Raw genomic sequence first — 21,833 nt, 5'->3', positions numbered from 1 at the left:
CCCATGCTAAGCTGCCGAAACCGCTATCGGAGTTCGTGCCAAATGCTGCGCCTAATCCTCGCCCTTACCCTTTGCCTTCTCCCGCTCGGCCTCAGCGCCCAACCAGTGCGCTATGAGCTGGAGGTGGACCGGTCCAATGTCGGGTTCACCTATCGGTTTGGCGACAGTACGGATAACGGCACGATGCCGGTGAGCGCCGCCGATCTGTTGATTGACCTTGATCGCCCGGCCCGATCGCAAGTTGACGTGACCGTCGATGTCAACGCCGCCCGAACCGGGTTTTTCCTGGCAACACAGGCTTTGCAGAGCCCGCAAGTGCTGGATGCCCGCCGCCATCCGACGATCCGTTTCCGATCCACCCGGGTCGTGCCCGAAGGCGCCGGCGCGCGGATCGAAGGCGAGATGACCATCCGGGGCGTCACCCGGCCCACCACGCTCATGGCGCAATTCTATCGCCAGCGCGGTACCGAGGCCGGGGATCGTCGTCGCCTGTCGATCTTTCTGACCGGCTCGGTCAGCCGCGCGGCCTTTGGCGCGACGGGCTATGCGTCCGAGGTGGGCGATCAGGTCGATCTGCGCATCCTCGCCCGCATCCGCCGATCAGACTCCTAGCGCTACATTAAGCCCGGCCTGTCAGCCTACGACCGGCCAATTGACAATCTCATACCGTCGCGCGCCGCAGCCACGGCGGAGAAGAAAGGACCGAGGATGGGGGATATGCTGGCCCTCGCCCGGCAGTTGGGCTAAAGCAGGCAAAACGACGGATCAGACCAGACGGGGCCTCCCATGGCGCGCACGCTCATCACCTCGGCAATCCCTTACATCAACGGGATCAAACATTTGGGCAATCTGATCGGCAGCCAATTGCCCGCCGATCTCTACGCCCGTTACCTGCGCGCGCGGGGCCAAGAGGTTCTGTTCCTCTGCGCAACCGACGAACACGGCACGCCTGCGGAACTCGCCGCAGCCAAGGCTGGCAAACCGGTTGCAGAGTATTGCGCCGAAATGTGGGAGGTTCAGGCGCATCTGGCCGAGGGCTTCCGTCTGTCTTTCGACCATTTCGGGCGCTCGTCCAGCCCGCAGAACCACAAGCTGACGCAGCATTTCGCAGGCCGTTTGGCCGAGGCTGGGCTAATCGAAGAGGTGTCTGAGAAGCAGGTCTATTCCAACGCCGATGGCCGGTTCCTGCCGGATCGCTATATCGAAGGCACCTGCCCCAATTGTGGCTATGACAAAGCCCGAGGCGATCAGTGCGAAAACTGCACCAAGCAGCTTGATCCGACCGACCTGATCGAGCCGCGTTCGGCGATTTCTGGCTCGACCGACTTGGAAGTGCGCGAGACCAAGCACCTGTATCTGCGCCAATCCGCGCTTCGCGGGCAGTTGAGCGACTGGATCGACAGCAAGAGCGACTGGCCGATCCTGACCACATCGATTGCCAAAAAGTGGCTGAACGATGGCGACGGGTTGCAGGACCGCGGCATCACGCGCGACCTCGACTGGGGCGTGCCGGTGAAGCGCGGCGAGGAGCCCTGGCCCGGCATGGAAGACAAGGTGTTCTATGTCTGGTTCGACGCGCCCATCGAATACATCGCTTGCGGCGCGGAATGGGTCGATGCGGGCAAAGGCAGCGATTGGGAACGCTGGTGGCGGACCGACAAAGGCGCCGATGATGTGCGGTATGTGCAGTTCATGGGCAAGGACAATGTGCCGTTCCACACGCTCAGCTTTCCCGCCACGATTATTGGCTCGGGCGAGCCGTGGAAGTTGGTCGATTATATAAAATCTTTCAATTACTTGAACTATGATGGCGGGCAGTTCAGCACCTCGCAGGGGCGCGGCGTGTTCATGGATCAAGCGTTGGAGATTTTGCCCTCCGACTACTGGCGCTGGTGGCTTTTGAGCCATGCGCCCGAGACCTCTGATAGTGAGTTCACCTGGGAGGCGTTCCAACAGGATGTGAACAAAGACCTGGCCGATGTGTTGGGCAATTTCGTCAGCCGGATCACCAAATTCTGCCGCTCGAAATTCGGTGAGGCCGTGCCCGAAGGCGGATCGTATGGCCCGCAAGAAGAGGCGTTGATCGCCGACCTGCAAAGCCGCCTGACCGCCTATCAAACCCATATGGACTCGATCGACATCCGCAAAGCCGCCGCCGAGCTCCGGGCGATCTGGACCCTTGGCAACGAATATCTGCAATCCGCAGCCCCTTGGACTGCGTTCAAAACCGACCCAGAGCGTGCCGCCGCGATCACTCGGCTGGCGCTGAACCTGATCCCGTTTTACGCGACCCTTTCGGCGCCGTTCATCCCCGATGCGGCCAAAACGATGCTGACCGCGATGAATGCGGACGCCGACTGGCCCGAAGATGCTGCATCGGCGCTCGCCGCCTTACCCGCCGGCCACGCGTTCACTGTCCCCGATGTGCTCTTCTCCAAAATTGCAGATGACGCGCGGGAAGAGTGGCAGACGCGCTTCGCCGGTGTGAGAACCTGACAGGGCCGACGTGGACAGCGGCGACCGTCTCTGATCTCAGCGCAGCACCGCGCCGGGGTTCATGATGCCCTTGGGGTCTAACGCCTGCTTGATCGCCCGCATCGCGGCCAATTTCGCAGGGTCGCCATAGCGCTCCAGATCCTCGACTTTCAGCCGCCCGATCCCATGTTCGGCGCTGACCGAGCCGCCCATTTCATGGACCAGATCATGCACGCAAGTCTTGATCGCGCCGCGCTCGGCCTCGTGGTCCTCACGGCTGCGGCCCTGCTCCGGAAACACGTTGTAATGCAGGTTGCCATCGCCCAGATGGCCAAAGCAGTTGATCCGATAGCGCCCGATCTCCGCCAACCGCCCCGGCGCTTCGGCAATGAACCCGGGGATCGCCGCGACGGGCACCGAAATGTCATGGCTAGAGATCGACCCAATCCGCCGGTTCGCGATGGGAATGCTTTCCCGGAGGGTCCAGAACTCCTGCCGCTGCGCCTCTGATTGCGCGATAACGCCATCAGTAACGACACCCGCTTCAAACGCCTCCGCAAAAAGCGTTTCCAAGGCTTCTGCCGGGTTTTGATCGGCGCCAAGGCCCAGATCGATCAGGCACATCCAATCGGGCCGCTCCACAAATGGCTGACGCAGATCGGGTCCAACCTCATCGAGAAATGTCAGCCCCATCCGCCCGATCAACTCGAAGCCGGAGACACCATCGCCGATCCGAGCCTGGGTCATTCGCAAAAGCTGTAATGCCGCGTCCGGATTTGGCACCACCATCATCGCCGCCCCAGTCTGCGCCGGTTCCGGAAAGAGCCGAAGCGTGGCCGCTGTGATCACGCCAAGCGTGCCTTCGGCCCCAATCAGAAGATGGCGGAGATCATAACCGGTGTTGTCTTTCCGCAAGGGCGATAGCCCGTGCAAGATCGCGCCATCGGGCAAAACCGCCTCAAGCCCCAAACACAAATCACGCGCATTGCCATAGCGGATGACATTCACGCCGCCCGCATTGGTCGACAACAGCCCGCCGATCCGCGCCGAGCCTTGGCTGGCCAATGTCAGCGGGAAGATCAGCCCCTCCGCCCCGGCCGCATCATGTATATCGGCCAAGATAGCCCCCGCTTCGACAGTCATTGTCGCGCCAACCGGGTCCAAGGCGCGGACCGCCTGCATCCGTTCCAGCGACAGGACAATTGGGGCCGGGCCGTCACCGGCAAGTTGCCCGCCGACCAGGCCCGTTCCGCCACCATAAGGCACCACGGGTGTGCCGCTCTCGGCGCAGGCGCGGATGATCGTGGCCACCTCTTCGGTTGATCCGGGTGCCAAGACTGCCAGGGCCTGTCCGATATATCGACCACGTGGCTCTTCCAGATAGCGCGGTTCCGCGGACCGGAAGACCGCCGCGGGGAGCGATTGGCGCAAGATGGTCTCGATCTCTGACATCATCCCCTCCGGCACAGCGACCCGGAATTTTGAAAAATTCCGGCCCGAATTCTTGCAAGAATTCGGCTACCCGACATCCGTTCGTCCGCGCCGATCATTGCGGAGATTGGCATAGAGCACATGGTTCCGCCACCTCCCGTTGATCTGCAGATAGCTCTGCGCGACGCCTTCATATTTGAAGCCAGATTTCTCCAAAACGCCGCGCGAGGCGATGTTTTCGGGCAGACAGGCGGCCTCGACCCGGCTCAGATCGAGCGAGCGGAACGCATAATGTACAACGGCCAGGATCGCCTCTTGCATATAGCCCTGGCGCGCATGGGCTTGCCCGATCCAATAGCCGAGCGTGCCGGCCTGGGCCGGACCACGGCGGATATTGTCGAGCGTGATCGCGCCCAAAAGCGTATCATCGGACCGCCGGACCATAAAAAGCGGCATTGCCGAGCCCTGGCCGATCGCCCGTTGCGCCCAATAGACCCGGTTGGTGAAGCTTTTCCGGGTCAGGTGATCGTTGGCCCAAGACGGCTCCCAGGGTTGCAAGAACTGCGCCGAGCCCTGGCGCAGCCAGGTCCATGCCCGGAAATCGGAATGCTGCGGCAGGCGCAGGGTCATCCGTTCCGTTTCGATCTTCGGTCTGCGTTTGCGGGCGAGCATCAGGCGGCCAGGCGCTCCGTCAGTTGGGTCAGATCAGGGGCGCGCTCCACCGGGCCATAAAGCGCCATCGCGGCTTGGCGGGCAGTCGCCAGATCAGCGCCATAGGACCGCAAACCGGTCAAATCGACGCCATCGATCCGGGCAATGGTTTCTTCAAGCGGCGGCACACGGTTCCAGATCGCCACCAGACGCGCCAGCCGCTCGGCGCGCGCAGACGGGCTTTCGAGACCCATCAACATGCCTGCCTTCATCTGCGCCCGCGCCCGGTCAAGCTCGGCCTGGCTCATATCGTCAGCGGCGCGTTTGATCTCATCCATGGTCAGGTGCGCGAGTTCGGGCAGGTCTTCGGCCCCCGTGCCAGCATAAATCGTGGTCATCCCGGTGTCGTCATAGCTACCGACCTGGGCATAGATCGTGTAGCAGAGCCCACGCTTTTCGCGGATCTCTTGGAACAGCCGGGACGACATACCGCCGCCAAGCGCCGTGGCATAGATCTGCGCCGTATAAATGTCATCGGAGCGATAGCCCGGGGCCTCAAGCGCCAACGTGAAATGCGCCTGTTCCAGCGTTTTCACTTCGCGCCGCTCACCGCCCGCGAACTGCCCCGGCTCGGGGTGTTTCTGCCCGCACGGCGGCAGATGGCCAAAGATGCTTTCTGCCAAGCGGATGATTTCATCATGATCCACCGCACCGGCGGCCGAGAGGATCAACTGCCCCGGCCCGTAATGTTCAGCCACAAACCCTGTCAGATCGGTTTGGCCGAAGCCGCGCACCCGGTCGGTCGGGCCAAGAATGGTGCGACCAAGCGCCTGCTCTGGATAGGCCACCTCTTGAAGCCAATCGAAGATGATGTCGTCAGGCGTATCTGCCGCCTGACCGATCTCTTGCAGGATCACACCGCGCTCAACCTCAATCTCATGCGGGTCGAACGCCGGGTTGAGCACGATGTCGGCAATCAGATCGAGCGCAAGCGGCACATCGTCTTTCAAGACCCGGGCGTAATAGGCGGTCGTCTCGCGGCTGGTATAGGCGTTGATATATCCGCCCACATCTTCGATCTCTTCAGCGATCTGCAAGGCGCTGCGGCGCGCGGTGCCTTTGAACGCCATATGCTCGAGGAAATGGGCAATCCCGTTTTGCTCGACCCGCTCATGGCGACCACCCGCATTGACCCAGATGCCAAGCGCTGCAGATTGCAGGCCCGGCATATGCTCGGTGACGATGCGTAGACCGTTCGCAAGCGTGTGCAGTTGAACGCTCATGCCATGACCTCGCCCCGGATCAAGTCTTCCAACGCGGCCAGATCGTTTTCCACGCGCGTCACCCGCTCGGGCCGGTCGAAGAGATCGGCCATCCGTGCGGGCAGCGGCGGATGGATGCCGGTGGCGGCCTTGACGGCATCGGGGAACTTCGCCGGATGGGCCGTGGCCAGCGTGATCATCGGGGTTGCGCCCAGGTGATCTTGTGCAACCTTCACCCCAATGGCGGAATGCGGGCAGAGCAACTCTCCCAGATCGCGGTTGGCCTCGGCGATCATCGCGGAGGTCTCCGCCTCCGACACCCGGCCCGAGGCGAAAAGATCGCGGAGATGGCCAAGCGCGCCTTGCGAGATGTGGAAGCCGCCGCCAGATTTCAATTCATCCATCAGTTGCGCCACGGTGCCGCCATCCCGGTCATAGGCATCAAAGAGCGCGCGTTCGAAATTGGAGCTGACCTGGATATCCATCGACGGGCTGATCGATGGTGTCACGCCCTCCGTCACATACGCCCCGGACGACAGCGCCCGATGCAGGATGTCATTCTGGTTGGTGGCCACAATCAGCTTTTCGATCGGCAATCCCATCTTCTTGGCGATGTAGCCTGCAAAGATATCCCCGAAATTGCCGGTGGGGACGGTGAAACTGACCTTGCGATGCGGCGCGCCGAGCGAGACGGCAGAGGTGAAGTAATAGACAACCTGCGCCAGCACACGGGCCCAGTTGATCGAGTTCACACCGGCGAGTTTCACCCCGTCGCGGAACTCGAAATCATTGAACATGTCTTTCAGCCGCGCCTGACAATCGTCAAAATCGCCGCTGAGCGCGAGCGCATGGGTGTTGGCTTCGACCACGGTTGTCATCTGGCGGCGCTGCACGTCGGAGACGCGGCCATGGGGGTAGAGGATGAAGACCTCGACCGCTTCCAGGCCTCGGAACGCCTCCATCGCAGCGGAGCCGGTATCGCCAGAGGTCGCCCCCACAATCGTCACACGCTCGCCGCGCCGGGTCAGCGCGGTCTGGAACAACTGGCCAATGAGCTGCATCGCGAAGTCTTTGAAGGCGAGCGTCGGGCCGTGGAACAGTTCCAGAAGGAAATGGTTCGGTTGCAACTGCACCAGCGGCGCGCGGGCGGCATGGCCAAACCCGGCATAGGCCCGGGCGATGCAATCGGCGAACTCCTCATCGGTGAAACAGTCCCCGATGAAAGGCCGCATGACGCGGAAAGCGACCTCTTCATAAGACAGCCCTGCCAGCGCCGCGATATCGCCCTGAGACATCATCGGAACTTCGGCGGGCACATAAAGCCCGCCGTCGCGGGCGAGCCCGGTCAGCATCGCCTCTTCAAATGTCAGTTCAGGGGCCGCCCCCGCGTGGATACATAACGCATGACTTTGCCTTTAGATCGTCCGACGCCTGATACGCCAGAGAAGATAGAGTGTCATCCCCAACCAGATCAGCGCCAGTGAAAACCAGGTGATCGCATAGCTTAGGTGATCGTTCGGGATGCCACTCGTGTCGACGGGCAAGGGCGTCAAAGCGCCCTCTGATTGCGACATCTCGCGGGCAATCATCAGGATCGGCTCGGTGCCAAGCGCCTCGGCCAGGGCGGGCACGTCGCGCGCAAACCAGATATTGGCGTCCAGATCAGGCACAGGCGTTGAGCCGGTGACCTCGTCTGGCCAATGCAGATTGCCTGTCACTGTCACCGAACCGGTGGGGGCGACCGGTATCTCCTCGGCCACGCGGATGAACCCTCGGTCGAGTAAAATCACCCGACCGTCGGCTTCAAAGGGCGAGATAACGCGATACCCGGCACCGATGCGCCGCTGACTGACCAGGACGCGGATAAACACATCGCTGACGACCCCTTCGGCGGCGACGGGTAGATAACGATCCGCTTCTGGGTCAGGATTGGCGGGGATCGCCACGGGGGCTGCGGTGATCCGCGCGTCGATATCGGCCAGCACCGCCTCTTTCCAGGCCAGGCGCTGCATCTGCCAGACACCGAGCGAGATCAGAATGGCCGCGCCGCCAAATCCGAAAAGCAAAGGCCAGATCAGTCGTGTCACGTATCCGTCTCCAATGAGAAAGGCCTGCCCGAAGGCAGGCCTCTCCGAACCCATAAACGTCGTCGGTCAGAGGTCAGCCAATGCCCCAAACATAGACCGCCGCAAAGAGGAACAACCAGACCACATCAACGAAGTGCCAATACCAAGCGGCGGCTTCGAACCCGATATGTTTCTCGGCAGTAAACTGTCCCGCCCGAACCCGGAGGTAGCAAACAAAGAGGAAGATTGTCCCGATGATCACATGGAGCCCGTGGAAACCGGTCGCCATGAAGAAGGTCGAGAAGAACTTGTCGCCGCCAAAGGTCCAATCTTTGTGAACCAGCAACTCGACATATTCATACGCCTGCAAGCCGGTGAAAGCGATGCCGAGGATAATACCGATCAGCAGCCCGTGCTCAACATCCTTGCGGCTTTCGTTGTGGACCAAAGCATGGTGCGCCCAGGTCACGGCACAGCCGGACAGCAACAAGACCAGCGTATTGATCAGCGGCAGGTGGAAGGCATCGACCTGATAAAACTCCGCTGGCACATATTCCGATGCCTCATAGATGTTCATCGGGTAAATCGCGTGTTTGAAGAAGGCCCAGAACCACGCGGCGAAGAACATCACCTCGGACATGATGAACATGATGAAGCCGTATTTCAGGCCGAGCCGCACGACCGGCGTGTGATCGCCCGCATTGCTTTCGGCGACCACATCCGACCACCAGCCGAACATCACATAAAGCACCGCGACAAAGCCGATCAGGAACATCCACGGTCCCGAGCCATGCATCCACAAGACAGCGCCGGCGAGCATCACAAAGGCCCCAATGGACGCAATCAATGGATAAATTGATGGCGGAAGGATATGGTAGTCGTGGTTTTTCACATGGGCCATGGGTTTGGTCCTTTGGCTTCTTGGTTAGTTCGTGGCGCCGCTCAACGCGGCGTATTCTTCTGGTATGTCGGTGACATGGAACGTGTAGGATAGCGTGATCGCGGGGGTGCCATTGGCCTCGGGATCGTCGATCAAGGCCGGGTCGACATAGAACGTCACCGGCATCTCGACCCGCTGACCAGGCTCCAAGATCTGCTGCTGGAAACAGAAGCATTCGATCTTCGAGAAATAGAGACCGGCGTCAAAAGGCGCGACGTTATAGCTGGCGGTGCCGGCAATCGGCTCGTCCGTCGGATTATACGCTTCGTAGAAAACCAGCCCAGTCTCGCCCAGGCGAATCTCCATCGACTGGGTCATCGGGCGGAACTCCCAAGGCATATCGCGGGCCAGGCTAGCGTCGAACCGCACCAGAATCGTCTGATCCAGGATCGTATCACTCTCTGTCTCGGAAACACTGGTGGTGCCGCCATAGCCCGTGACCCGGCAGAACCAGTCGTAAAGCGGAACGGACGCCCAGGCCAATGCGCCCATGAAGACAGCGACACCGACAAGCTGCAAAACGGTTTTATGGTTCCGATCCAAGGTCACTGGTTGCCCTCCACTGGTGGGGTAATCGATACACGGGGTTGATGATCAAAGGCTTCCATGCTCGCCCCCTGCCGGATCTTCGCGACGGTCAAGCCAAACACGATCGCCATGAATCCGACCAGGCAAAGCGCTACGCCCAGATTGCGGCCAAACCGGCGTTTGTGCAACTCATGGGTTTCGGTAATCGGCATCACCAGAACCCGAAACCAGTGGCGCGCAACGCGGCCTCGACCAAAAGGGCGACGAAATGCAGGAAGAGGTAATAGAGCGTGAAGCGGAAAAACCGTTTCTCGACCGCATATTCATCCGCCTCAGCGACAGTCTCCGGACGCTTCCAAATCGTCCACGCGCCTTTCAGGAAGAGAACGTTTAGCATCAAAGCAGTCGCCAGATAGACCGGCCCGCCAATCGACGTAAAGGCCACGCCAAGCGCCACAGGGACCAGCGGCAGCGTGTAGAAGAAAATCTGCCGCCGTGTTTCGGCGCGGCCATGGGTGACCGTTAGCATGGGCACATTGGCCTTGTGATAGTCCGATTTCATGAACAACGCTAAGGCCCAGAAATGTGGCGGCGTCCACATGAAGATAAGACCGAACATCAAGAGCGATTCAATCGACACCCCACCGGTCACCACGGCCCAACCGATCATCGGCGGGAAGGCCCCCGCCGCGCCGCCAATGACGATATTCTGCGGCGTCGAGCGTTTGAGCCACATGGTGTAAATCACCGCGTAGAAAAAGATCGTGAAGGCCAGAATACCGGCTGCAACCCAGTTGGTCGCCAGGCCCAACATCGCCACCGACATGACCGAGAGCGCGATACCGAGGCCCAGCGCCTCACCCGGCGCAACCTTGCCCGATGGAATCGGCCGCCCGGCGGTGCGTTTCATCACCCGGTCGATATCGGCATCATACCACATGTTCAGCGCGCCCGAGGCACCGGCCCCGATGGCAAGAAACAAGATCGCAGCAAAGCCGATCATCGGCGGCACCGATCCCGGCGCTACCAAAAGGCCGACCAGCCCCGTGAGAACACGACCAAAGACATCACGCGCGGTTTCAGAAGCGCAACGTAGTCGCCAAACTGGGCTTCCCCAGTCTGGGCGGCGACCGTATTTGCAGTGGCATCACTCATCAGAGCGCCTATTCGACCGCTGCGAGTTCGATATAGGCGGGCGCACGGGTCCCAGTGGAGGCAAATTGCTGCGCCTCTCCGGCCAGCCAGGCGTCATATTCCTCGGGCGTCACGGCAAAAACAGTGATCGGCATATAGGCGTGGTTCACGCCGCAAAGCTCGGAACACTGACCGAAATAGATGCCCTCCTGGCCCGGATCGACTTCAAACCACAGTTCCGCCAAGCGGCCCGGCACGCCATCTTGCTTCACGCCAAAGGCGGGAATGGTCCAGGAATGGATCACATCGGCGGCGGTCACCTGCATGACAATGGTCTGCCCCGTTGGAACGACAACGGCGGTATCGGTGGCCAGAAGATATTCGTCTTGGCTATAGCCGAATTCTTCCAACTCGTCTTGGGCCAGCATGAAGCTTTCGAACTCAAGGCCCTCTTCGGGATACTCATAGCCCCAGTACCACTGATAGCCCGTCGCTTTGATCAAGACATCGGCTTCCGGGATGGTCTGCTGCTTGAACAGCACGGGCAAGGAAAACCCGCCGATCACGAAGAGGATCACGAGAGGCACAACCGTCCAGGTGATCTCGATCTTTGTGTTATGGGTAAAGGTCGCCGGTTCCGGGTTGGCGCGCTCATTGTGGCGCAGGATGGTCCAAGCCAAAAGCGCCACGACGAACAGCACAATTGCTGTGATGATCACCAGGAGGAAGTTGTCGAGCGCTTGCAGTTCACGCGCCAATTCGGTCGCAGGTGGTTGAAAATTCACGCCGCCGGGCACCGGCGCGCCGCGAATCTCTAGGCCTTCGCCCACGCTTTGCGCGCTGGCGGCCGTGGCCATAAGTGTTGCACCAAATCCGGCCCAGAGACCGTTCATCTTCGTCCGAAGTGCCATTCCGAATTGTCCTGTATTCGCGAGGCCACCTGAGCAGGGCCAGATTGCATCCCGTTGCGTTCCAAGTTCGGTGAACCATATAGAGCGATAGGATTCAAGGCAGTGGTGAAAAATGTCTCACCTATGCAGATTGTTTTTGGTCCGCGGGCGAAGCTTTTGCCCTCCCGACCGGCCCATTTGAGGAGGCATCATGACTCAAGCCACACCGTTTCGCCCCTTTGAAACCTTGCTCGACGAGGCCGCCGCGCTGCGCATTTTGCGCGCGGCCACCGCCGGGGCCGAGGATGGCGAGTTGTTTTTGGAGCGGCGACGCTCGGAGATGTTGGTGTTTGACGACGGACGCGTGAAAACCGCGAGTTATGACGCGGGCGAAGGATTTGGCCTGCGCGCCGTGAATGGCGAGGTTGCGGGCTATGCCCATTCGACCGAGATTTCCGAGGCCGCACTCACCCGTGCGTCGGAAACCGCGCGGCTGGCCGTCGGCGATGGCGGCGGGGTCTTGGCCGACGCGCCGAAAGGCACCAACCGCAAGCTCTACACCGATGACGACCCGATGAGTGGGGCGGAGTTTTCCGTGAAGCTCGACACCCTGCAGGAGATCGACGCCTTTGCCCGTGCCCTTGATCCGCGCGTGGTGCAGGTTTCTGCATCGATGGGTGCGAGCCTTCAAGAGGTCGAAATTCTACGCCCTGAAGGTACACGGGTGGCCGATATCCGGCCCATGGTGCGCCTGAATGTCAGCATCATCGTCGAAGAAAACGGTCGCCGCGAATCCGGGTCGGCGGGTGGCGGCGGGCGCATTGGCCTTGTCGGACTTCTGGAGCGGGATCATTGGGAAGATGTGGCCCGCGAAGCGTTGCGGATCGCGGTGGTGAACCTCTCGGCCGTTCCTGCCCCGGCGGGTGTGATGGACGTGGCGCTTGGGCCCGGTTGGCCCGGTATTTTGCTGCATGAAGCCGTTGGCCACGGGCTGGAGGGTGATTTCAATCGCAAGAAGACCTCCGCCTTTGCGGGGTTGATGGGGGAGCAGGTCGCCGCCAAAGGCGTCACCGTTCTGGATGATGGCACGATCCCCGACCGGCGCGGCTCGATCACCGTGGATGATGAGGGCACACCGTCCGGTAAGAATGTCCTGATCGAGGATGGCGTGTTGGTGGGCTATATGCAGGATCGGCAAAACGCCCGGCTGATGGGGGTGGAGGCCACCGGCAATGGACGGCGAGAAAGCTTTGCCCATATCCCAATGCCGCGGATGACCAACACGTATATGTTGGGTGGCGAGGCCGACCCCGGCGATATCGTGGCCGATGTCAAAGATGGGATTTACGCGGTCGGATTTGGCGGCGGACAGGTCGACATCACCAATGGCAAATTCGTGTTCAGCTGCACCGAGGCCTATCGGGTCGAAAACGGCAAAGTTGGCGCACCGGTTAAAGGCGCGACGTTGATCGGCGATGGGGCCACAGCACTGAAGCAGGTCCGAGCCATCGGTAACGACATGAAACTTGATCCCGGCATGGGCAATTGCGGCAAGAATGGCCAATGGGTGCCAGTAGGTGTGGGGCAGCCCACGCTGTTGATCGGCGGGCTAACTGTCGGCGGTTCAGCAGCCTAAGACGACCCGCACGCATCTAACCAAGCCGACCGCAAATCCAGGCGTCGCGGTGGTCTGCATGACCCGCACCGACGTACGAACCGCGCGCGCAGCGCGCCATGCCCAACGCGCGCAGGCCAAAGGCCGAGCGGGGCGGGAGCGACCCCTCCCCTCGTAACGCTCCCTTAACCAATTTTCAGCTAGCGTGCCGAGCATGCATATGGAGCTAGACCCGGGCTTTGCCGAGCCGCCCGTGGGGTTCACCCCCGCCCCCAGCCAGGACAGCCGGGATCGGCTGGCACGGCTGCAACTGATGCGCTCCCGCCGGGTCGGCCCGGTGACATTCCAACGGCTGCTCGCCGATCACGGCTCCGCAGCAGCCGCCCTCGACGCTTTGCCCGAAATCGCTGTGGCCGCAGGTGTCGATACATACGCCATCTGTCCCGAGAGTGTGGCGCTGGCCGAGATGAAAGCGGCCAAACGTGCTGGCGCTCAGATGTTGTGTTTGGGCGATGACGCATACCCGGCCCGTCTGGCCAGCCTGTCCGACGCGCCGCCAGTTCTCTGGGCGCTTGGCGATACGACGCTGTTGCAGCGGCCCATTATCGCGGTGGTCGGCACGCGCAACGCCTCCTCTCTTGGCGCCCGGATGGCCCGGCGCTTGGCGGCAGATCTGGGCGCGGCGGGCTATGTAGTGGTCTCCGGCTTGGCGCGCGGGATCGATGCCTTGGCGCATGCCGCAACAGTGGAGACCGGTACAATCGGAGTCCATGCCGGTGGCCTAGATGTGATCTACCCGGCGGAGAACACCAAACTGGCCCAGGATATGGCCAAAACCGGCGTGCGGCTGAGTGAACAGCCCTTCAGCCTCGACCCGCAAGCCCGCCATTTCCCGCGCAGGAACCGGATCGTCCCCGGTCTGGCACAAGCGGTCGTTGTCGTCGAAGCCGCAACCCGCTCCGGCTCGCTCATCACAGCGCGCTTGGCGCTGGAGCAGGGCCGCGATGTACTGGCGGTGCCTGGCCATCCGATGGACACACGCGCGGCGGGGTGCAACCTCCTGATCCGCGACGGCGCGACCCTTGTGCGCAGTGTCGAAGACGTGTTGGAACAGATCGGCACGCCAGATCCGCAAACCGCACTGCCGCTCGCGGCTCCTGCGTCCGCCCCGGCCCCTGAACCGATGACCGTGCCCGGCAAGGCGATAGGCCACGACGACCTGACCAACCGTATCTTGACGCAGCTCGGCCCCTCCCCCACCGCCGAAGATCAGTTGATCCGCGATCTTGGTTTGCCAGCATCAGACATCACCCGGGCGCTGGCCCAAATGGAGTTGGCTGGCAATATCGAACGTCGCCCTGGTGGCTTGTTGACGCGGGCAAGTTAGCAGCCCCACTCACTCAGAAGCCCGCCGTAGTGCTTACAATCATATGCCCACCACCACACATCTGTCGCGCCGATCACAAACTCAACGACCTCCCACCGCGCCGGGCTCTGGTAGAAGAAGGCCTCAATCCGCGGGCCATCGATTGTGTCCAACGGAAGACCATCGCGCAGCACCATCGGCGTGGTTTCCATGTCAATCGGCGCTCCCATCGGGCGCTGCGCCGCCACGCGGGCAAAAGCACGATCACCATCGACCTGCAGCGAGGTAACAACGAACTCAACCGGCGCGCCAAGATCATATTCGACGAGCGGTCGGAGCGTATCGAGCAACGCCCCCGCAAAGCCGAACCAGGTGGCAAATCCACCGGCTCCGCCGACGCCGGCAAAACACAAATCATCGCCATGAGAACCAAGAAGAACCGCATCGTAAAACCCTCGCAAGCAGCACGCGGCGAGTGTGTCGCAGCCGATCACGGATTGACAAGCCCGACCAAGCCACCACATGTTCCGCCGCCATACCATGTCTTTGATTGAAGGTCTTTTTCATGCCCGTCGTCGTTGTCGAATCTCCTGCTAAGGCCAAGACAATAAACAAATATTTGGGCGATGATTATACGGTGCTCGCCTCCTATGGCCATGTGCGCGACCTGCCACCAAAGGACGGCTCGGTCGATACGGAAGCCGGATTCGAGATGCTGTGGGAGGTTGGCAGCGACTCGAAAAAACACGTCAAAGCCATCGCCGATGCGTTGAAAGACGACAACAATCTGATCCTCGCAACCGACCCGGACCGCGAAGGCGAAGCGATCAGTTGGCATCTGGAAGAGGCGCTCCGCAAACGCAAGGCGATTAAGAAAGACACCCCGGTCAGCCGGGTGGTCTTTAACGCGATCACCAAGAGTGCTGTGACAGACGCGATGCAAAACCCGCGCGAAGTCGATATGGAACTGGTCGAGGCCTATCTGGCGCGCCGCGCGCTGGATTATCTGGTGGGGTTCAACCTGTCGCCGGTTCTTTGGCGGAAACTGCCGGGTGCAAAATCGGCGGGTCGGGTACAATCGGTCTGTCTACGCTTGATCGTCGAGCGCGAGATGGAGATCGAGGCGTTCAAACACCGCGAGTATTGGTCGGTGAAGGCCGTTCTCGACACGCCGCGCGGGCAGAGTTTTGAGGCACGTCTGACGGTTCTCGGCGGCAAGAAGCTTGAGAAATATGATCTTGAAACGGCGGCGGCGGCCTCCTTGCTGTTAAAGCCGTCTCGTCCCGCGATCTGGCGGTGCAATCGGTCGAAGCAAAACCGGCCAACCGCAACCCCGCCGCGCCGTTCATGACCTCGACCTTGCAGCAGGAGGCCAGCCGCAAATTCGGCATGGGCGCGCGCCAGACGATGAGCGCGGCGCAGCGGCTCTATGAGGCCGGCCACATCACCTATATGCGGACCGACGGGATCGACATGGCCCCCGAGGCGGTCACCGCGGCGCGCGATGCAATCAAAGATCGGTATGGCGAGGCCTACGTTCCGAAATCCGCCCGTGTGTACAAGAATAAGGCCAAGAATGCACAAGAAGCGCATGAATGTATCCGACCGACGGATATGGCCAAGGCGCCCGACGATATCCGGCTGTCCGAAGACGATCAGAAGAAACTCTACGGACTGATCTGGAAACGCACGATTGCGAGTCAGATGGAGGCCGCCCGGCTAGAGCGGACCACGGTCGATATCGGTTCGGCAGATGGCGAGGTCGTGCTGCGCGCGACGGGGCAGGTCGTGCTCTTTGACGGCTTCCTCAAGGTCTATGAGGAAGGCCGCGACGATGTGCAGGACGAAGATGACAAACGCCTGCCGCAGATCATGCAGGGCGAGATGGTCAAACCGGTCGCAGCGGCGCTAGAGGCGGAGTTCGCCAAAGCCGCCAGCGACGGCGACGCGGTGATCGAAGACGACAGCCAGGGCGATTTGCGTCAGAACGGCGGCGGTGTGCTCTCCGCCGATGGCGCGGTCTTGGGGCAGCAGCATTTCACCCAACCGCCACCGCGCTATACCGAGGCCACTTTGGTCAAACGGATGGAAGAGTTGGGCATTGGGCGACCCTCGACCTACGCGTCCATCGTCACGACGATCCAGGATCGCGGTTATGTTCTGAAAGACAAAAACCGGCTGATCCCAGAAGACAAAGGCCGCTTGGTGACGGCGTTCCTGACCAATTACTTCCGGCGTTATGTCGGGTATGATTTCACCGCCGGCTTGGAGACCCAGCTCGACGAAGTCAGCGCCGGCGACCGGGATTACAAGGACGTGCTGGATCGATTCTGGCGCGATTTCAAAGCCGCGATTGATGAGACCGCCGATCTCCGCATCGGCGAGGTGTTGGAAAAGATCAACGAGGTGCTGGAGCCGCATCTCTTTCCGGCCAAAGAAGACGGCAGCGACCCGCGGCTTTGCCCGAATTGCGGCGAGGGGCGGCTCTCGATGCGAACAGCGCGGTCTGGCGGAGCGTTCATTGGCTGCTCCAACTATCCTGAGTGCCGCTACACCCGCGCCTTCGCGCCGCCGGGTGAGGGAGATGAGGCGCAGGCCGATGAGCGGATGTTAGGCGTGGATCCTGACACCTCCTTGCCCGTGCATCTGAAAACCGGACGCTTTGGGCCTTACGTGCAATTGGGCGAGGTCACGGAAGAAGAGAAAAAGCCGAAACGCGGCTCTCTGCCCAAGGGTTGGGATCCGGCGACCATCGATTTCGAGAAGGCGATGAGGCTGCTCAGCCTGCCGCGCGAGGTGGGCAAACATCCCGAAGATGGCGAGATCGTCGAGGCGGCGATTGGCCGTTACGGGCCGTATGTCAAACACGGACGGATTTATGCGAACCTGCCGGAGGTGGACGAGGTTTGGTCGATCGGGATGAACCGGGCCGTCGAACTGATCGCCGAGAAAGCGGCCAAACGCGGCGGGCGCGGTGCAGCGCAACCGCCTCTACATGAGTTGGGCGAACATCCTGAACATGGTGGTCCAGTGAATGTGATGGACGGGCGCTACGGGCCGTATGTGAAATGGGAGAAGGTGAATGCCACGATCCCGAAAGGCACGGAACCTGCGGATGTAACCATGGACATCGCCGTTCAGTTGATCGCAGAGCGTCAAGCCAAAGGCGGCAAAAAACGGACCACGCGAAAAAAAGCAAGCTAGGCCACAACGGCGGAACCGGAATTTTCCAAAAATTCCGAACAAATTCCTTCCAAAGGAATTTGGCACCCACCGCTTGGTTAGGGGTTGATCTGGCAGAGCCGCGCCCCAATGTTAAGAGGCATAACATTCACTGACCAACCCGATTGACGCGTAGATGATCCTCTCAGATTTCCTCAAAGCTCTTGGCCAACTCTCTGATCGCCGGTTTCTTGGTGTTCTAGGCCTGGGGATCGGGCTGACCCTCGGCCTGCTTTTTGCCTTTTATGCCGCCTTCGTCATCCTCATTGGCTGGCTGCTTCCAGAGAGTTTCACCCTGCCCTGGATCGGCGAGATCACCTGGGTCGATAATGCGCTGACCTGGGCGGGCATTCCCTTGATGCTGCTGCTCTCCGTCTTTCTGATGGTCCCGGTCGCGTCGGCCTTTACTGGCATTTTCCTCGACCGGATCGCCAATGCCGTGGAGGCCGAACACTACCCACATCTCCCCGCGGCCCGGCAAGTCGGGATTATCGAAGGGTTGGGCGACGCTCTGAGATTTCTGGGTGTGATCATCGGCGTCAACTTGGTGGCGCTGATCGCATATCTGTTGATCCCGCCGCTCGCCCCCTTCCTCTTCTGGATCGTGAACGGAATCCTCTTGGGCCGGGAATACGCGCAGATGGTGGCGCTCCGCCGTCACGACGCTACCGGTGCCGCCGCTTTTCGCAGCCGCAACCGATTCACCATCTTCGCTGCCGGCGTATTGATGGCCGTGCCCCTAACGATCCCGGTCGTGAACGTTCTGGTGCCGGTTCTAGGCGCGGCGACCTTCACCCACCTGTATCACCGGCTCAGCGCTGGCCCATCCCGAACCGATTGAACAGGTCAATATCGGCGATTGTGATCGCGCCGCTGATGATGATCCACGCAGCGATGCCCCACAGCACGGCGGCAACCGCCGAGGTCACCAAGAACCGCCGCTTCAGTTGCGGCTTCTCGGGCGCAGACGCATGGGTGCCCTCCGCGACATTCCCCGCCTCGCCTTGCGAGATAAGGCGGATCGGGAGGATCACGAACAGCGTCATAAACCAGATGATCGCGTAGAGGACGATGCCGGTCACAACATTCATCAGACTTGCTCCAACTCAACCAAGGTCCCGGTGAAGTCTTTCGGATGCAGAAACAAAACCGGCTTGCCATGGGCGCCGATTTTCGGCTCGCCGGTGCCCAGAACACGGGCTCCCGCGGCCTGGAGTTGATCGCGCGCGGCAATGATGTCTTCGACTTCATAACAGATATGGTGGATGCCACCCGACGGGTTTTTCTCCAAGAAACCGGCAATCGGGCTGTCCTCGCCAAGCGGGTAGAGCAATTCAATCTTGGTATTCGGCAGTTCGATGAACACAACCGTCACGCCGTGCTCCGGTTCGTCCTGCGGCGCGCCCACTTGCGCGCCGAGCGTCTCACGATATTGCGCCGAGGCGGCCTCGAGATCGGGCACTGCAATGGCGACATGGTTCAGGCGTCCGATCATGGGGCATTCCTTTTCGACAAATCCTGGCTGTTGATATGGCGTGCGACCGGGCTTTGCCAAGCGTCCCGTCGCCGCGCCTGTCGTGTTTACAGCTTGTCAACCTTACCTGGGTCTAATCATCCAAGGAATCAGCGTTAACCGGGGGCAAATGGACATGGATGATCTTGTTTCAGAACTCGACTTTCGACCGAAACCAACCGCGGCGCGGCCTCTGCTTGGCCTGACCGTCCTTGTGGTCGAGGATAGCCGCTTTGCATCCGAAGCGCTGCGATTGCTCTGTCTAAGATCGGGCGCCAGGATTCGCCGCGCGGATTGCCTGACCTCGGCGCGGCGGCATTTGGCGGTTTACAGGCCCTCGGTCGCGATCATCGATTTGGGCTTACCGGATGGATCGGGTCTGGATCTGATTGCCGAGATGGATGGCGTGCAACCACGTGTGCCTGTGATCTTGGCGACCTCCGGTGCGGAGCGTGAGGCCGCGGCGAAATCAGCGGCCGCCGCTGGAGCAGATGGGTTCCTCCCGAAGCCGATGGAAACGCTGGCCTATTTTCAGGCGGAGATCCTGCGCCATCTGCCAGCGACATTGCACCCCAAAGGCCCGCGTCCGGCCGCAGAGGACCGGGTTCAGCCCGACACCCTCGCCTTTCGTGAGGATTTGACTCATGCGATGGAGCTGCTGGAGCTCGATAGCCCGCCAATGGCCTATTTGAGGCCCTTTTTGTTGGGTGTCGCGCGCGCCGCCCGTGACGCCCGGCTGGAAGATGTCATCGTGCGATCAAGCGGCCAGTTGGCGCAACCCGAGCGTGCCAATCTCCGCACGATGCTGTCAGATCGTATCCAACATGTGGCCGCTGTCTGACTGCGACCAACGATGCCGGGTTCAGGTTAGGTCTTCGCAAGTGCAGGGTCGGAACTGACCCGCACAAGGCGGGTCAAATCGGCCAGCCGCTCCCGCTGCTGACCCTCTGCATCGAAGTTACTTGGCGCAAGCCAGGCGTTGAATGCCTCCTTTAACGCTGGCCATTCTGCATCAATCGCCGCGAACCAAGCCGTGTCGCGATTGTGACCCTTGATCACGGCGGCTTGGCGAAAAACCCCCTCAAAAGAGAATCCCAGACGCTCCGCCGCGCGGCGAGACCCAAGGTTCAGCGCGTTGCATTTCCACTCATAGCGCCGATACCCGGCCTCGAAGGCCCATTTCATCATCAGATACATCGCCTCGGTCGCGGCGCGGGTGCGCTGAAGCGCTGGCGAGAAATTGATATGACCAACCTCGATAGTGCCCATCTCCGGCGTGATCCGAAGATAACTTGCGACGCCGCCGAGTTGCCCAGTTTCGCGGTTTTCAATTGCATAAAACAGCGCGTCGGGTCCCGCTTCGACCTCGCGCACCCATCTGTGATAGGCGGCCGCCGAGGAAAACGGGCCATAAGGCAAATAGTCCCAAATCGCATCGCTGACTGAGTTTGCGCGGTGCAGATTGGCGGCATGGGCATCCGCGCGAAGCCGCATCAGGCGCGCATACCGCCCGGACAACTCCGCCCCCTCTGGCACGGGTGGGGGACGGAACCCGCGCACCTCTTGCCCCAATATCTCGGAATTCGACATCGCCCATCCTGCCCTGCTGATCGTATATCAACACGAAAGGCGAAATAGCCCGCGTTGACAAGCCGTTACCGATCACGACGCGCGTCAACCAAACAGCCGCTGGGCGCAACCACCGCCGTCATCGCCGCGCCATCCGTTCGCTCGGCACCATCGTTCAGCATCGCAAGCCGCGCAAAGACGGCCAAATCCTCCGCTACCCGGGCAGACGCCCTCCGATACCATCGGTGATCTCGGCAGCGGCTTGTGCCACCCGTGCGCCAAAGGCATCGACCCGTCGATCGGAAAAACGCGTGCTTGGCCCAGAGATCGACACGCCCGCCACCACTTCCCCTCTCGCGTCATATATCGGCGCCCCAATACACGACATGCCGAGATGGCGTTCTTCCCGATCGAATGACCAGCCGCGGGCTTGGGTCGACACCAAATCGGCCTGCAATTCGGCAAGCGTGGCGAGGGTCTGGTCGGTGAACAACGTCAAATCGATCTGCGATAAGAGACGGGCCTGCCGCGTGGTTGGCAGATGCGCCAAAATCGCTTTGCCGGTGCCGGAGGCATGCATCGGTGTGCGTGTACCCGCGGCAAAAAACGCACGGATCGGATTCTGCGTCTCGATCTGCCCGACAAAAACAACCGCCGCACCATCGGGCACCGCCAGGTTCGCCGTCTCGCCCGTGTCCTGCATCAAGGCACGCATCGCCGGGCGGCTGACATCCGCCAGATTGGTCCGGTTGAGATAAGCCGACCCGGTGCGATAGGCCTCGACGCCAACGGCCCAGGTCTGCGTGGCTTCGTCCAACTCGGCATAACCATTCTGCTGCAAGGTCGCGAGAATCCTGTGCGTCGTCGCCGTGGGAATTGCCAGATCCTCCGACAGATCGGTGAGTGATGCATGATCTTGTTGCGCCAGCGCACTTAGGATCGCCAGCGCCCGATCCAGGGCCTGGATGGTGCCGCCACTGCTGTCTGCGAAGGGCGATTTGGGCCGCCCGCGCGGCTTGCGTTGAATCTCGACCATGTCACGACTTTCCCAATTATGACCTGTTGCATCAGGAGAATAGTATGGTGAAAATATTTTTCAACATTTGTATATCAATGTATATGAAAAAATATATCATGCTGATATTAAAATAAAAAACTTGCCAAAAACAAA

The 21,833-nt window shown here is 60.9% G+C and carries 19 protein-coding genes and 3 pseudogenes; 7 read left to right on the top strand and 15 right to left on the bottom strand.

Features of this window, described 5'->3' with window-relative positions; genetic code table 11:
* The first annotated feature begins 42 nt into the window (after positions 1–42).
* Together QTA57_RS09910 and metG are read left to right on the top strand one after the other, a co-directional pair.
* Positions 43–612, top strand: a complete 570-nt coding sequence (locus QTA57_RS09910; protein WP_290151275.1) for a YceI family protein — start codon at positions 43–45, stop codon at positions 610–612.
* 174 nt (positions 613–786) lie between these two features.
* Positions 787–2,496 carry a methionine--tRNA ligase gene (gene metG, locus QTA57_RS09905; protein WP_290151274.1) on the top strand — a complete coding sequence of 570 codons (1,710 nt, stop codon included), beginning with the start codon at positions 787–789 and terminating at the stop codon, positions 2,494–2,496.
* Between the two features lie 36 nt (positions 2,497–2,532).
* Here the strand turns inward: metG and QTA57_RS09900 are convergent, their stop codons facing one another.
* The 10 genes and pseudogenes from QTA57_RS09900 to coxB all read right to left on the bottom strand — a co-directional run bounded on the left by QTA57_RS09900 (position 2,533) and on the right by coxB (position 11,398).
* Positions 2,533–3,927: an FAD-binding oxidoreductase gene (locus tag QTA57_RS09900; protein WP_290151273.1), complete on the bottom strand. Its 1,395-nt coding sequence runs from the start codon at positions 3,925–3,927 to the stop codon at positions 2,533–2,535.
* A 66-nt stretch (positions 3,928–3,993) separates the two neighbouring features.
* A complete protein-coding gene (locus QTA57_RS09895) occupies positions 3,994–4,578 on the bottom strand; it encodes a GNAT family N-acetyltransferase (RefSeq protein WP_145216467.1) in 585 nt (194 codons plus the stop codon).
* On the bottom strand, positions 4,578–5,840 hold the full coding sequence (locus QTA57_RS09890; RefSeq protein ID WP_290151271.1) for a M16 family metallopeptidase: 1,263 nt from the start codon (positions 5,838–5,840) through the stop codon (positions 4,578–4,580). Before QTA57_RS09890 ends, QTA57_RS09895 begins: the two co-directional genes overlap by 1 nt.
* Positions 5,837–7,224 (bottom strand): annotated as a pseudogene (gene thrC, locus QTA57_RS09885) (threonine synthase). Before thrC ends, QTA57_RS09890 begins: the two are co-directional and overlap by 4 nt.
* Before the next feature lie 10 nt (positions 7,225–7,234).
* Entirely contained in the window at positions 7,235–7,906 is a 672-nt protein-coding gene (locus QTA57_RS09880) for an SURF1 family protein (RefSeq protein WP_290151269.1), read from the bottom strand.
* A gap of 73 nt (positions 7,907–7,979) precedes the next feature.
* Positions 7,980–8,786, bottom strand: coding sequence for a cytochrome c oxidase subunit 3 (locus QTA57_RS09875; RefSeq protein WP_145216452.1), 807 nt, complete (start codon positions 8,784–8,786; stop codon positions 7,980–7,982).
* Between the two features lie 24 nt (positions 8,787–8,810).
* Positions 8,811–9,317 carry a cytochrome c oxidase assembly protein gene (locus QTA57_RS09870; protein ID WP_253261314.1) on the bottom strand — a complete coding sequence of 169 codons (507 nt, stop codon included), beginning with the start codon at positions 9,315–9,317 and terminating at the stop codon, positions 8,811–8,813.
* Between the two features lie 53 nt (positions 9,318–9,370).
* Entirely contained in the window at positions 9,371–9,565 is a 195-nt protein-coding gene (locus QTA57_RS09865) for a hypothetical protein (protein ID WP_145216446.1), read from the bottom strand.
* Positions 9,565–10,508 (bottom strand): annotated as a pseudogene (gene cyoE, locus QTA57_RS09860) (heme o synthase). Before cyoE ends, QTA57_RS09865 begins: the two are co-directional and overlap by 1 nt.
* An 8-nt stretch (positions 10,509–10,516) precedes the next feature.
* The gene (gene coxB / locus QTA57_RS09855) at positions 10,517–11,398 is read right to left on the bottom strand and encodes a cytochrome c oxidase subunit II (protein WP_171561874.1); all 882 of its coding nucleotides are present in this window, start codon (positions 11,396–11,398) and stop codon (positions 10,517–10,519) included.
* Positions 11,399–11,588: 190 nt separating this feature from the next.
* Between coxB and tldD the strand changes: the two genes are divergently transcribed.
* The gene (gene tldD / locus QTA57_RS09850; RefSeq protein ID WP_290151267.1) at positions 11,589–13,013 is read left to right on the top strand and encodes a metalloprotease TldD; all 1,425 of its coding nucleotides are present in this window, start codon (positions 11,589–11,591) and stop codon (positions 13,011–13,013) included.
* 292 nt (positions 13,014–13,305) lie between these two features.
* Entirely contained in the window at positions 13,306–14,379 is a 1,074-nt protein-coding gene (gene dprA, locus QTA57_RS09845; RefSeq protein ID WP_290154851.1) for a DNA-processing protein DprA, read from the top strand.
* On the opposite strand, the gene QTA57_RS09840 is transcribed toward dprA, so the two are convergent.
* A complete protein-coding gene (locus QTA57_RS09840) occupies positions 14,376–14,882 on the bottom strand; it encodes a hypothetical protein (protein ID WP_290151266.1) in 507 nt (168 codons plus the stop codon). The two genes, dprA and QTA57_RS09840, sit on opposite strands and share 4 nt — an antisense overlap.
* A 41-nt stretch (positions 14,883–14,923) precedes the next feature.
* On the opposite strand from QTA57_RS09840, the pseudogene topA reads away from it, so the two are divergent.
* Positions 14,924–17,562: pseudogene (gene topA, locus QTA57_RS09835) on the top strand (type I DNA topoisomerase).
* A 154-nt stretch (positions 17,563–17,716) separates the two neighbouring features.
* The gene (locus QTA57_RS09830) at positions 17,717–18,421 is read left to right on the top strand and encodes an EI24 domain-containing protein (RefSeq protein WP_290151265.1); all 705 of its coding nucleotides are present in this window, start codon (positions 17,717–17,719) and stop codon (positions 18,419–18,421) included.
* Here QTA57_RS09830 and QTA57_RS09825 read toward each other — a convergent pair.
* Together QTA57_RS09825 and mce are read right to left on the bottom strand one after the other, a co-directional pair.
* The gene (locus tag QTA57_RS09825; protein ID WP_145216426.1) at positions 18,393–18,671 is read right to left on the bottom strand and encodes a DUF1467 family protein; all 279 of its coding nucleotides are present in this window, start codon (positions 18,669–18,671) and stop codon (positions 18,393–18,395) included. The two genes, QTA57_RS09830 and QTA57_RS09825, sit on opposite strands and share 29 nt — an antisense overlap.
* Positions 18,671–19,075: a methylmalonyl-CoA epimerase gene (mce, locus tag QTA57_RS09820; protein WP_290151264.1), complete on the bottom strand. Its 405-nt coding sequence runs from the start codon at positions 19,073–19,075 to the stop codon at positions 18,671–18,673. Before mce ends, QTA57_RS09825 begins: the two co-directional genes overlap by 1 nt.
* A 154-nt stretch (positions 19,076–19,229) precedes the next feature.
* Here mce and QTA57_RS09815 point away from each other — a divergent pair, with 154 nt between their 5' ends.
* Positions 19,230–19,934 carry a response regulator gene (locus tag QTA57_RS09815; RefSeq protein WP_290151263.1) on the top strand — a complete coding sequence of 235 codons (705 nt, stop codon included), beginning with the start codon at positions 19,230–19,232 and terminating at the stop codon, positions 19,932–19,934.
* Positions 19,935–19,960: 26 nt separating this feature from the next.
* Here the strand turns inward: QTA57_RS09815 and QTA57_RS09810 are convergent, their stop codons facing one another.
* Entirely contained in the window at positions 19,961–20,683 is a 723-nt protein-coding gene (locus QTA57_RS09810; RefSeq protein ID WP_290151262.1) for a GNAT family N-acetyltransferase, read from the bottom strand.
* A 193-nt stretch (positions 20,684–20,876) separates the two neighbouring features.
* Positions 20,877–21,698: an IclR family transcriptional regulator gene (locus tag QTA57_RS09805; protein ID WP_290151261.1), complete on the bottom strand. Its 822-nt coding sequence runs from the start codon at positions 21,696–21,698 to the stop codon at positions 20,877–20,879.
* Positions 21,699–21,833 lie beyond the last annotated feature (135 nt).

Source organism: Fontisubflavum oceani (assembly GCF_030407165.1).
GTDB classification, from domain to species: Bacteria; Pseudomonadota; Alphaproteobacteria; order Rhodobacterales; family Rhodobacteraceae; genus Rhodophyticola; species Rhodophyticola oceani.
This window is presented reverse-complemented; position numbering and strand designations above follow the sequence as displayed.